Source organism: Streptomyces sp. NPDC059009, assembly GCF_042740175.1.
Taxonomy (GTDB): domain Bacteria; phylum Actinomycetota; class Actinomycetes; order Streptomycetales; family Streptomycetaceae; genus Streptomyces.
The window spans coordinates 36,461-48,934 of record NZ_JBHYJB010000019.1; the positions used below are offsets into that span (position 1 = coordinate 36,461).

The 12,474-nt window shown below is 72.2% G+C and carries 8 protein-coding genes; 1 reads left to right on the plus strand and 7 read right to left on the minus strand.

Going from position 1 to position 12,474, the window contains the following annotated elements:
• Positions 1–6: 6 nt before the first annotated feature.
• Positions 7–2,130, minus strand: a complete 2,124-nt coding sequence (locus ACFWYM_RS20115; RefSeq protein ID WP_384838554.1) for a type IIA DNA topoisomerase subunit B — start codon at positions 2,128–2,130, stop codon at positions 7–9.
• A gap of 440 nt (positions 2,131–2,570) precedes the next feature.
• Between ACFWYM_RS20115 and ACFWYM_RS20120 the strand changes: the two genes are divergently transcribed.
• Positions 2,571–2,801, plus strand: coding sequence for a hypothetical protein (locus ACFWYM_RS20120; RefSeq protein ID WP_055697095.1), 231 nt, complete (start codon positions 2,571–2,573; stop codon positions 2,799–2,801).
• A gap of 115 nt (positions 2,802–2,916) precedes the next feature.
• Here ACFWYM_RS20120 and ACFWYM_RS20125 read toward each other — a convergent pair whose 3' ends face one another.
• The 6 genes from ACFWYM_RS20125 to ACFWYM_RS20150 form a co-directional block, all read right to left on the minus strand.
• Positions 2,917–3,744, minus strand: coding sequence for a serine protease (locus ACFWYM_RS20125; protein ID WP_384838557.1), 828 nt, complete (start codon positions 3,742–3,744; stop codon positions 2,917–2,919).
• A gap of 163 nt (positions 3,745–3,907) precedes the next feature.
• Positions 3,908–5,449, minus strand: a complete 1,542-nt coding sequence (locus ACFWYM_RS20130) for an RNA polymerase sigma factor (protein WP_384838560.1) — start codon at positions 5,447–5,449, stop codon at positions 3,908–3,910.
• Between the two features lie 461 nt (positions 5,450–5,910).
• The gene (locus ACFWYM_RS20135; protein ID WP_384838563.1) at positions 5,911–6,798 is read right to left on the minus strand and encodes a FadR/GntR family transcriptional regulator; all 888 of its coding nucleotides are present in this window, start codon (positions 6,796–6,798) and stop codon (positions 5,911–5,913) included.
• 162 nt (positions 6,799–6,960) lie between these two features.
• A complete protein-coding gene (locus tag ACFWYM_RS20140; protein WP_384838566.1) occupies positions 6,961–9,105 on the minus strand; it encodes an ATP-binding cassette domain-containing protein in 2,145 nt (714 codons plus the stop codon).
• Between the two features lie 156 nt (positions 9,106–9,261).
• Complete coding sequence (locus tag ACFWYM_RS20145) at positions 9,262–10,023, minus strand: NUDIX domain-containing protein (protein WP_384838570.1); 762 nt, start codon at positions 10,021–10,023, stop codon at positions 9,262–9,264.
• A gap of 82 nt (positions 10,024–10,105) precedes the next feature.
• Complete coding sequence (locus ACFWYM_RS20150; protein WP_384838572.1) at positions 10,106–12,025, minus strand: glycogen debranching N-terminal domain-containing protein; 1,920 nt, start codon at positions 12,023–12,025, stop codon at positions 10,106–10,108.
• Positions 12,026–12,474 lie beyond the last annotated feature (449 nt).

A 12,474-nucleotide genomic window follows, 5' to 3' on the forward strand; every position in this document is an offset into this window, starting at 1 on the left:
CCGGGCTCACGCGTCGATGCGCGAGCGGTCCAGCGTCGCGGCGGAGCTGGTGATGAACTCCTTGCGCGGCGCGACCTCGTTGCCCATCAGCAGATCGAAGACCTGCTCCGCGCCGTCGAGGTCGGAGATGTTGATCCGGCGCAGCGTGCGGTACCGCGGGTCCATCGTCGTCTCGGCCAGCTGGTCGGCGTCCATCTCGCCGAGACCCTTGTACCGCTGGATCGAGTCCTTGTACCGGACGTTCTTGCGCTGCAGCTCCAGCAGCGTCTCGCGCAGCTCGCGGTCCGAGTACGTGTAGATGTACTTGTCCTGGCCCTTCTTGGGCTGGACGAGCTCGATCCGGTGCAGCGGAGGCACGGCGGCGAAGACCCGGCCCGCCTCGACCATCGGGCGCATGTAGCGCTGGAACAGCGTCAGCAGCAGGATCCGGATGTGCGCGCCGTCGACATCGGCGTCGACGAGCAGGATGATCTTGCCGTAGCGCGCCGCGTCGATGTCGAAGGTCCGGCCGGACCCGGCTCCTATGACCTGGATGATCGCGCCGCACTCCGCGTTCTTCAGCATGTCCGAGACGGACGCCTTCTGAACGTTGAGGATCTTGCCGCGGATCGGCAAGAGCGCCTGGAACTCGGAGTTCCGCGCCAGCTTGGCCGTGCCGAGCGCCGAGTCGCCCTCGACGATGAACAGCTCGCTGCGCTCCACGTCGTCGCTGCGGCAGTCGGCGAGCTTCGCGGGCAGCGAGGAGGACTCCAGCGCGGTCTTCCGGCGCTGTGCGTCCTTGTGCTGGCGGGCCGCGATGCGGGTGCGGGCCGCGGCGACGACCTTGTCCATGACGGCGCGGGCCTGCGCCTTGGCGTCGCGCTTCGTGGAGGTCAGGAACGCCTTCAGCTCCTTGGCCACCACATTGGCCACGATCCGGTTGGCCGCCGAGGTGCCGAGGACCTCCTTGGTCTGGCCCTCGAACTGCGGCTCCGCGAGGCGGACGGTGACGACCGCCGTCAGGCCCTCCAGGGCGTCGTCCTTGACGACGTCGTCCTCGGCGACGCGCAGCACCTTCTGGCCGCGCAGCGCCTCGTTCATCGTCTTGGTGAGCGAGCGCTCGAACCCGGTCACGTGGGTGCCGCCCTTGGGGGTGGCGATGATGTTGACGAAGGACTTGATCGTCGTGTCGTACCCGGTGCCCCAGCGCATCGCGACGTCGACGCCGAGCTCCCGGGTGACCTCGGTCGGCGTCATCTGGCCGTGGTCGTCGAGGACCGGGACGGTCTCCTTGAAGGTGCCCTGCCCGGAGAAGCGGAGGACGTCGCAGACCGCCTTGTCCTGGGCCAGGTACTCGCAGAACTCGCTGATCCCGCCGTCGAAGCGGAAGGATTCCTCGCCCTTGGTGCCGCCCTCGCCGAGCCCGTACTCGTCGCGTACGACGATCGTCAGGCCCGGCACCAGGAAGGCGGTCTGGCGGGCGCGCTGGTGCAGCGTCTCCAGGGAGAGCTTGGCGTCCTTGAGGAAGATCTGGCGGTCGGCCCAGTACCGCACGCGCGTGCCCTGGCGGTTCTTGGGGACCTTCTTGGTCTTGCGCAGCTTGGCCGCCGGGTCGAAGTCGGCGTCGGGCCCCGGCTTGGCGAAGGCCCCCGGGACACCGCGGCGGAAGCTGATGGCGTGCGTGTGGCCGCTGCGGTCGACCTCGACGTCCAGACGGGCCGACAGGGCGTTCACCACGGAGGCGCCGACGCCGTGCAGACCGCCGGAGGCGGCGTACGAGCCACCGCCGAACTTGCCGCCGGCGTGCAGCTTCGTCATGACGACCTCGACCCCGGAAAGGCCGGTCTTGGGCTCGACATCGACCGGAATGCCCCGGCCGTTGTCACGCACCTCCACGGACGCGTCGTCGTGGAGGATGACCTCGATGTGGTCGCAGTACCCGCCCAGGGCCTCGTCGACGGCGTTGTCGATGATCTCCCAGAGGCAGTGCATGAGGCCGCGGCTGTCCGTCGACCCGATGTACATGCCCGGACGCTTGCGAACCGCCTCGAGCCCCTCCAGGACGAGCAGGTGCCGCGCGGTGTAGTTGGAACCGTCCCGGTCTGCTCCGGTCAGCAACGCTGTGGACGGCACGGACGTCTCGGCGGTCACGCGGTTCGCTCCTCGCTGAATTTCAAGAGGGGCCCTCTGGGGTAAGGGCCCGGCTTCGATTGCCGCTCAGAGGGTACCGAGGCCAGGTAGAGCCGTTGTCACGCCACCCTCATCTCAACTCAGACTAGTCCAGATACGTACGCACGTTCGATCCTTCGATCGAGTGAAGCGCACGTCACGTTCCCTTCCAGGCATGAACCATTTAGGCTCCGGGCACGTCCTCATGAACAACCGGCAACCCAGCCGGGAGGACCTGACCTGACAGACAGCGCGAAACCGTACGACACGTAAGAGACGCAATACGGCACATTCGCCGCCAACCGGCAGCAGACAGCCGACTCGAAAGAAAACTTCGAGGAAAAGCCACGAGCGGGAACGTTTTCGGCCTGGTTGGATGTTGACCCTGGTACGACAGCTCGTCGAGCTAGAGAAGAGGCGACGTGACTACTGTTCTGACCCCCGCGAGCCCCCTGACGGCCGCTGATCGCTGCGACCGCTGCGGCGCCCAGGCTTACCTGCGCGTCGTCCTGTTGAGCGGTGGTGAACTGCTCTTCTGCGCCCACCACGGCCGCAAGTTTGAGCCGGAACTCAAGAAGATCGCCGCTGAGATACAGGACGAGACGGAGCGGCTCACGGCCGTCCCGGAATCCGCGTCCGACGAGGAACGCTGACGCCTCGCGACCACGACGAGCCAGCACCGGCACCAGACCGGTGAACGGGCGGCCGCCCCTGTGACCCAGGGGCGGCCGCCCGTTCTCATGTCCGCCCGTCCCCGCGGGCCCGTGCTCAGCCCGGCCGCACCGCGCGGAGGACCTCGGAGACCCGCGTATAGACCCCGGGGCTCCCGGCCCGCCCGCAGCCGCTCCCCCACGACACCAGGCCCACCAGACGCCCGTGGGCGACCAGCGGCCCGCCGCTGTCCCCCTGGCAGGCGTCGCGCCCTCCCTCGAGCTCTCCGGCACACAGCATGGAGGTGGGCAGATACGTTCCGTCGGAGTCGCCCGGGTAGGCCGCCTCGCAGGCCGTGTCCGGGAGGACTCGCACGCGCGCGGAACGCAGCTTGCGCGCGTAGTCGCCCGCCCCCGTGGTGTCGCCCCAGCCGTACACGGCGGCGCCCGTGCCGGGCTCGTACGCCGGATCGCCCTCCGAGGCCATGGGGATCACCCAGGACGCCGGGAGCGGCCTGGAGAGCGTCAGGGCGGCCATGTCACCGGCGTTCGTGTAGGGGTCGTACGACGGATTGACCCAGGCCCTGCCGACGGACACCTCGCCCCCGTCCGCCGCGCGCAGGTCGCCCCGGCCCGCGATGACCTTCAGGTCGGTCACCTCGTTCAGCGGTACCCCGAGGACCTCCTCACTCAGGCAGTGGGCGGCGGTGAGCACCGTCGAGGGCCCCACGACCACGCCCCCGCAGAACTGTCCCGCCCGCGTACCTCCGAACCGGTCACGGCTCGAGAGCGCCACCGCCCACGGGCTCTCGGACGCCTGCACCGGGTTTCCTCCGATGACCACGCTGTCGGCCGCCACCGGGGTGGGCGAGACCAGCGCCAGCGCGGCCGCGGCGGCCGTCAGGGCCACTGCTCCCGTCAGGTTTCGGGCGAAGCGACTCCGCATGCGAGCTCCTCACTCTGGGTTGCCATCGCAGACCCACAGTGATCCAGTACGACAAGCCCCGCACCCCCGCGCGGGCGTGGCAGAGCGGGCAGGCACGGGAAAGGCCCGGAGCCGCCGATGCGGGACTCCGGGCCTTCCGTGGAGCGTCGGGTGACGCGGGTGACTAGTCGAGGTAGTCGCGCAGCACCTGGGAGCGCGACGGGTGCCGCAGCTTCGACATCGTCTTGGACTCGATCTGACGGATGCGCTCACGCGTCACCCCGTAGACCTTGCCGATCTCGTCCAGGGTCTTCGGCTGGCCGTCCGTGAGGCCGAAGCGCATGGAGACGACGCCCGCCTCGCGCTCGGACAGGGTGTCCAGGACGGAGTGCAGCTGCTCCTGGAGGAGCGTGAAGCTCACCGCGTCGGCCGGGACGACGGCCTCGGAGTCCTCGATGAGGTCACCGAACTCGCTGTCGCCGTCCTCGCCCAGCGGGGTGTGCAGGGAGATGGGCTCGCGGCCGTACTTCTGGACCTCGATGACCTTCTCCGGGGTCATGTCGAGTTCCTTGGCCAGCTCCTCCGGGGTGGGCTCGCGGCCCAGGTCCTGGAGCATCTGGCGCTGCACGCGCGCGAGCTTGTTGATGACCTCGACCATGTGCACCGGGATACGGATGGTGCGGGCCTGGTCGGCCATGGCGCGGGTGATCGCCTGGCGGATCCACCACGTGGCGTACGTCGAGAACTTGTAGCCCTTGGTGTAGTCGAACTTCTCGACCGCGCGGATCAGACCGAGGTTGCCCTCCTGGATCAGGTCCAGGAAGAGCATGCCGCGGCCGGTGTAGCGCTTGGCCAGGGAGACCACCAGGCGGAGGTTGGCCTCCAGGAGGTGGTTCTTGGCGCGGCGGCCGTCCTCGGCGATGATCTCCAGCTCGCGCTTGAGCTTCGGCGCCAGCTTGTCGGCGTTGGCCAGCTTGTCCTCGGCGAACAGACCGGCCTCGATGCGCTTGGCGAGCTCGACCTCCTGCTCGGCGTTGAGCAGCGGGACCTTGCCGATCTGCTTGAGGTAGTCCTTGACCGGGTCGGCGGTGGCACCGGCGGCGGCGACCTGCTGCGCGGGAGCGTCGTCCTCGTCCTCGTCGGACAGGACGAAGCCCTGGCCCTCGGTGGGCTCCTCCTCGCCGGGCTTGCCCGCTGCTGCGGGGGTCTCCTCGGCGGCCTCGTCCTCGACGTGCTCGTCGTCCTTCTTGGACGCGGTCTTCTTGGCCGCCGCCTTCTTGGCGGTGGTCTTCTTGGCTACGGCCTTCTTGGCCGTCGTCTTCTTGGCTGCGACCTTCTTGGCGGACGCGCCCTCCTCGGCCGCGGCCTCCGCCGCGGGTGCCTCGGGGGCGGCGGCGGACGTGGCGGCCGGCTTGACCGTGGCTGCCTTGGCCGCGACGGTCTTCGTCGCGGTGCGCTTGGCCGGACTCTTTGCTGCGACGCTCTTGCGGGGGCGCTTGGGCTCCGCGGCACTGACCATCAGCGTCACACCCTCTTCCTCGAGGATCTGGTTGAGGCTGCGCAGAACGTTCTTCCACTGAGTGGCCGGGATCTGGTCAGCTTCGAAGGCACGACGCACGTCATCGCCGGCGATCTGCCCATCAGCCTTTCCCCGCTCGATGAGCGCCATGACAGAGACGGATTCGGCGATCTCCGGCGGGAGCGTACGGGATGTGCTGGCCGACACGAACAACCTCTCGGAACGTTGGAAAACGGCTTCCGGCCCCGTCCACTGTGGACCGGAGCCGACGACCGACGACTGGGGATGGGCCGACGGCGCGGGCGGGACCGTGGAGCTGCACAGCGTCGTGAACGACGTCTGTATTCCCTCCTCGGCTATCACCTCTTAGGTCATCGCGCTGCCCCGACGAGCGTTACGCCCAATCTACGTGGCCCGAGTCACACCCCGTAAGCGCTCAAAAGCAGCTAGATACGGTCAGAAGCACCCAGGCTTCGCGCGACAACGGTCGGCGACGGCCCAACGACCGAGCCGCCGGACCTCATCGGCTCCCTGGGGAGCCCGAGGCCCGGCGGCACACGGGGCGTCGCGGGCGACGTCCGTCGCGGGTGACGTCAGCGGAGTACGTACGGGGAAGCGGGGTGCTGCCGCGCGGCGCACACGTCGGCCGTGCCGGCGTGGGCGCGAGGTCAGTGCTCGCGCGGAGCGGGTACGACGCGCTCCACCTCGGGGTGGACCGTCAGCAGCTGGCGCATGGCGGCCTCCGCTCCGGCCCCGTCGCCCGCCGCAAGGGCGTCGACGATGCGGGAGTGGTGCGCGAGGGACGCCTCCGTGGGGCGGTCGCAGCCGGTGACCGGGCCGCCGGAGACCTGGAGCGCGGCGGAAACGATTCCGGAGAGGTGCTCCAGCATGCGGTTGCCCGCGACCTGGAGGAGCAGCGAGTGGAACTCGGCGTCGGCGCGGGAGAAGGTGATCGAGTCTCCCTGGCCGAGCGCGTGCCCCATGATCTCGACCATGTCGGCGAGGCGCTGCTGCACCTCCTCGCGGCCGTGCCCGGCGGCGAGGCGGGCGGCGAGCGGCTCGATCATCCAGCGCAGCTCGCTGAGTTCACGCCGCTGGTCGTCGCGCTGCGGCCCGAAGGCCCGCCACTCGATGATGTCCGGGTCGAGCAGGTTCCAGTCGCTGACCGGGCGCACGCGCGTACCGACGTTGGGCCGGGCGCTGACCAGGCCCTTGGCCTCGAGCACGCGCAGCGACTCGCGGACGACGGTGCGGGAGACCTCGAACCGCTGGCCGATCTCCTCGGGGACCAGCGGGCGGTCGGCGCCGAGGTCGCCGGAGACGATCATCTGGCCCAGCTGCTGGACGAGTTGGCCGTGCAGGCCGCGGCCGCGGCTGCCGGCCGCGCGGCGGCCGACGCGCCCCAGGTCCTGGTCGGCGCCCTCCCACGCGGGGGCTACGACGCGGCCGGCTCCGGGGGCCTCCGCGTAGGGGTAGCGGTCGAGTTCGCCCGGTCCTGCGAGGCCGGAGTCGGCGGAGCGGGCGGCGGTCATCATGGTGTGCGCAAGGGTACTCACGGATCCTTTGTCGGCGTGGCTCCCAAGTGCCTTGAGGTCTTTGGTGAAAAGCACACGAAAGGGTGATCGCTTACCCCGCCGCAATTGACGCCTTATCGGAAAGAAATGGGCGTTCCCCGGGGAGTTGCGCGCAGCACTCGAACCCGAGGCGCCCAACGGTCGTTAACGGGCTCTGCCGCGCATGGCCGTGAGCAGGTAGGCGCAGAGCAGAGCGGTGAGCGACAACATCAGTGCGCTGCCCACGGGTTGGGCGAGGACCCGCACGCCCCCGGCGACGTACCGCTCGGCGCCGAACGGCCATTGCACGAGCGCGAGATCGCGCAGCCTGGCCGGAAATCCCGCCGCCGATCGCACAGATGGGCCCTCCAGGGCCTTCTGTACGAGGGGCACGACGACGATCGGCACCGCGAGCACCGCGGCGAGACCGGCGGTCGTGGACCTGAAGACGCCCGCCGCGAGCACTCCGGCCCAGGCGCACCCCATCACCAGCGCAGCCCAACTAGCGCTCAGCGAGAGCCAGTCGGCGGGGACCTTGGTGAGCTCATCTCCGTAGACGAGGTGGAGCAGAGTGCCGTCGGACGCCACGGTGAGCAGGGCGAGCAGCAGTCCGGTGGCCGCGGCGACCGTGAGCTTGGCGACGAGGAGCCCGAGGCGGCGGGGGACGGTGCCGCGGTCGGCGGCGAGCGAGGGGTGGCGGAACTCGTCCCCGAAGGCGAGCGCACCGAGCAGCCCGGCTCCGAGCGCGGCGGGCGGCAGCGGCAGTTCCTGCGGCCAGGCGGCGAGGAGGCGGTGCTGCGGGCTGTGTCCGGTCCTGCCGAGGAAGACGCAGAGCACGGCGGACAGGGCGAGCACGGCCGCCGAGGTGAGGTAGCCGGTGCCCACTCCGAAGGCGCGGCGCAGCTCGTAGCGGAAGGGGCGCAGGGGGCTGCGGGCGGAGCGGATGGTGATGGGGGGTGGCAGGGGTGACAGAGAGGCTGGAGAGGGCTGTGGGGTCTCCGTGGTCAGCGGGTTCCTTGTGGCGATGTCAGTGGCCAGGGGGACCATGGTCGTGGGCGTGGGCTGCCGGGTGGTGTCGTGCTGCGGGTCCGTCGGGGGGAGGGGGTGGCCGGTCGCGGGGTTTTCGGGCGTGGACTGGAGCGGGGTGGGCCGGAGCGGGGTGGACTGGAGCTTGATGTACGGGAGTTGGGCCGGGGGTGGCGACGGTTCGGGCTCCGGGTCCGCCGTCAGCCCGGGCTTCGGGTCCGTCGTCGGCGCGGGCTTCGGGGCCGAGGAGGTTGCGGACGCCGGGGGCGAGGAGATTGCTGACGCCGGGGCCGAGGAGGTGGCGGGATCCGGTTCCGGCTCGTGCGTGGCGGAGGGGGTGGTTTCGGCGGGGGCGGCTTCGGGGCGGGCGGATCCGGGGGCTTCCGCTGTCGGCGTGGGAGGCGCCAGCGGTCCCGCATCGCCGATCTCGTCGGCGAGTTGGTGGACGAGGATGCCGTGGCGGAAGGCGGTCTCGCCCACGTCGGCGCAGCTACTGCCGTACACGGCAAGCCTGTTGCCGTCTTCGCGGACCACTTCGATGGAGCGCTGCCCCGTGCGCGCCTCCTTGGTCAGCAGGGCGGCCAGGCGGCCCGCGTACGGGCTGCGGACGGCCACGCGGGGGCGGAGCCGGGTGCGGGCGAAGTCCGCGGCCTCCTGGTCGGCGACGAGGCGTCCGGCCTCCAGGGTGATGACGCGGTCGGCGGTCCGCGCCGCCTCCTTGGCGTCGCCCGTGGAGAACAGGACGGTGCCGCCGTGGGAGGCGTGCGCGCGCAGGATCCCGTGCAGCCAGCGGCTCTCGCGTACGGACAGGCCGTCGGCGGGGCCGTCGAGGACGAGCGTGTGCGGGTCGGACAGCAGGGCGCAGGCGAGGCCGAGCCGGCGGTCCATGCCGCGCGAGAGCATGCCGAGCCGCTGGTCGCGGAGGCTGACGAGGCCGACGACCTCCAGGACGTCGTCGGCCCGCCGGACGGGCACCCCGGCGGCCGCGCACAGCATGCGCAGCTGGCCGCGGACCGTGCGCGCCGGGTGGCCGGGGACCTCGCCGAGGAGGACGCCGACCTCGCGGCAGGGGTGAGCGATGCGATGCAGGGGGCGGCCTCTGAAGTACGTGATTCCACGGCCCTGTTGGAGCTCGAGCATCAGCCGGAGGGTGGTCGTCTTTCCGGCGCCGTGCGCGCCGAGCAGCGCGGTGACACGGCCCGTGCGCGCCTCGAAGGACACGTCGTCGACGGCGGGCGGGAGGTCCTTGCGGGCGTTGCTGGTCAGTCCGATGGCCTGGATCATCGCTTCTCTCGCGGGATGTGCGACCGCTCGGCGGCCGAGGCCCGTCCACCGGTTCGGAGGCGGACGAACCCCGTGGGTACCGCAGCAAGATAACGCGATATTTCCGTCATTTCGGTCAGGGTGTGGGCCGCGGGTGTCAGCCGCGGCCCACAGTGATCAGACTTCCGGGCGCAGCATCGGCGGGTTGAGCAGTGTGGCCCCGCCCGCGCGGAAGAGCTGGGCGGGGCGGCCGCCCTGGCGCGTGGTGGTGCCGCCGGTGGGTACGAGGAAGCCGGGCGTGCCGGTCACCTTGCGGTGGAAGTTGCGCGGGTCGAGCGCGACGCCCCACACCGCCTCGTACACCCGGCGCAGCTCGCCGACGGTGAACTCGGGCGTGCAGAAGGCGGTGGCCAGCGAGGAGTACTCGATCTTGGACCGGGCGCGCTCGACCCCGTCCGCCAGGATCTGTGCGTGGTCGAAGGCGAGGGGGGCCGCCTGCTCGTCCTCCCGGCCGTAGCCGCCCTGGTTGAGCAGCGCCTCGACCGGGGCCCAGCGCGCGTTGCTCGCGTCGCCGCCGGCCCGGGGCGCGGGCAGGTCGGGGGCGAGGGCGAGGTGGGCGACGCTGACCACGCGCATCCGCGGGTCGCGCTTGGGGTCGCCGTACGTGGCGAGCTGCTCCAGGTGCGCGCCGTTGGCCTGGGCCGGGGCGTCCGGGTCATGGGCGCGCAGGCCGGTCTCCTCGATCAGCTCGCGCGCGGCCGCCGCCGACAGGTCCTCGTCGGCTCGCACGAATCCGCCCGGCAGCGCCCAACGCCCCTGGAACGGTGGCTCGCCGCGCCGCACGGCCAGCGCGCAGAGGGCGTGCCTCCGCACGGTCAGCACGACCAGGTCGACAGTGACAGCGAAGGGCGGGAAGGCCGACGGGTCGTAGGGCGACATGCCGTGATCATAGTCGTCTTCCTGACGATAAACACCTCCTCCGTCAGCCTGCCGGGGCCGGTTCCCGAGGTCCGTCATCGCCTCACACCCCCAACTGCAGCCCGTCGGCGGCCTCCTCGACCATGGCGAGGCCCAGCCTGCTGACCCGCACGGAGAACGGCTCACCCGCCACACGCAGCGACATCAGCCCCAACTCTCCCAGGGGCACGCTGCGCACCGGGCTCAGGGTCACCGTCCCCGCCGGTGCGTCGGGGCGGATTCCGGCCAGCGACGTGAGCAGTTGGACACCGGCTGCCGCCCCGGTCGCCGCCGGGCGGCAGGCCGTGGGGTGCGGGAGTGGTGCGCTGCCCTCCGTCCGCTGCTCCCCCGCGTACATCTCGGGCAGCCGGTGGCCGAACGTCTCGGCCGCCGCGAGCACCCCGCGCAGCAGGGAACTCGCCTCCTTCTCGTAGCCCGCGGCGGCCAGGCCCGCGACGGCGACGGCCGTCTCCTGGACCCGGACCGCTCCCCCGCGGTGCCCGAACGGGTTGTACGCAGCCTCCTTCGCGCCCATGCTGCGCAGCCCCCACCCGGAGTCCATGGCGGGCCCGCCGAGCAGCCGGGCGAGCTGCTCGGTCTGCACCTTGTCGAGGAGCCCCGGCGCGAGCAGTCCCGAGCCGAGCAGGCCCGTGTCGAGGAGGTGGGCGGCGGCGCTGGTGAGGTGCGGCACGGGCCGGCCGTCGGGCAGCAGCGCGGCCGCGGGACGGCCGCCCGCGCGGTCCTCCACCCAGAACTCCGCACGGAACCTGGTCCGCAACCGCCCCGCCCACTGGCGCAGTTCGGCGGCGCCCGCACGCCCGTAGGCGTCGAGGAGGTCGGCGCCGAGGAGCGCCGCCCGGTGGGCGTGTGCCTGTGTCTCGCAGCGGCGGGGGCCGCCCGGGCCGGGGTCCGGCAGCCACAGTCCGCTCTCGCCGCTCGCCGGGACGACCGAGTCGAGCAGCCAGCGCAGACACCGCTCCGCCGTCGGCAGCAGCTCCTCCGCGTCCTGTTCCGGCAGGCCCCATCGGCGGGCCTCGGCGAGCAGGGCCGGGAACAGCAGGGTCGCCTCGGTGCCCGTGCAGCCGGGCGGCAGGTGCGGGCCCGCGTCCCGCAGCGGGCCGGGGATCATGCCCGAACGCGGCCCCGGCCCGGTGATCTGCCCGCGGGCGAGCGTGCGGAGCGTGCCCGCCGCGAGCCGGGTGCCGAGCGGCAGCGCCATGCGGGCCGCCGTGAGCGCCTCGGCGGGGGCCGGGCCGCAACGCCAGGGCGCGCCCGCGGCGAGATGGACGTCGGTGGGGTGCTCCGAGTCGCGCAGCAGCAGTGCCTGAAGGTCCTCCACGGAGGTGTGCAGGAGGGGCTGGACCCGGGGGTCGTCGCCCGCCGCGTGCGCCCCGGCGAGGGGGCGAACCGCTCCCTGGCCCACGGGTCTGACCGGGCCCGCGCCGTCCGGCCGCACGCGCAGTTCCACGCTGCGGGTGGCTCCGGGCGGCAGGTCGAGCTGCCAGCGCAGCAGCCCTGCGGAGGCGAGCGCGTCCTCGGGTGCCGGGTCGGCGGTGACCACGCACTGCGCGGTGGCGGTCGACCAGCGCATCCCCGAGTCGTGGACGCTGGCGGGCAGTTCGGGTCCGGCCCGGCCGGAGGCGACCGCGCCCAGCTCCGCCAGGTCGGTGCCGAGCGACACCTCGAGGGGCACCCGCAGGGGGCGGCCTGCCGCACTGGTCAGCGCGATCCGCTCGGTGCCGTCGGCGAAGCGGGTCCGCTCGACGAGCACGTCCGGGTCCGGGCCGCCCTCCGCGGACAGACGGAGCGTCGCCACGAAGCGCGCGCTGTCGGCCGAGACCATGCGGGCCTGCACGGCCACCGGCTCGCGCCCCGCCACCCGCACCTGGCAGCGGGAGAGCACGCGGCGGCCCGCACGGTAGAAGCCTTCGAGGCCGCTGCCGGTCAACTGCCCCTGGTCCGTGGAGATCGCGAGGGCGGGCATGGCGACACAGATCAGGGCGGTGTGGGCCGGGGGGAGCTCGGCCGGGCGGCGGGACGCGGGCGCCGGGGCGGGCCCGGCCGGTGGACGGGCGGCGGAGGGGCGGTCGGCAGGAGGTCGGGCGCCAGGATGCCTTGCAGCGGGCGGCCGGGCGGCGGGCGGAACGGAATTGACCGGTCCGCGCGCCGAGTTGGGGGCGGGAGCAGGAGCGGGAGCAGGAGCGGGCCGACGGGGGCCCTCCCTGTCGGCTACGGAGGATGGGGCGGGAAGGGGCATGAGGCGGCTTCTTCCTCGCTGGCTGCGCTGCGGGAACCGGAGACCTAGACCGTCGGCCTAGCGCGGCCCCGTCACGGGTACCGCCAGTCAGGTGAACGGGGCGGCACCGCCCCAAGTCACGCCCCCGCACCGGGAAGACGGACGCCGGGGAGCCACTCGGCCCAAAGGGAGTCGCC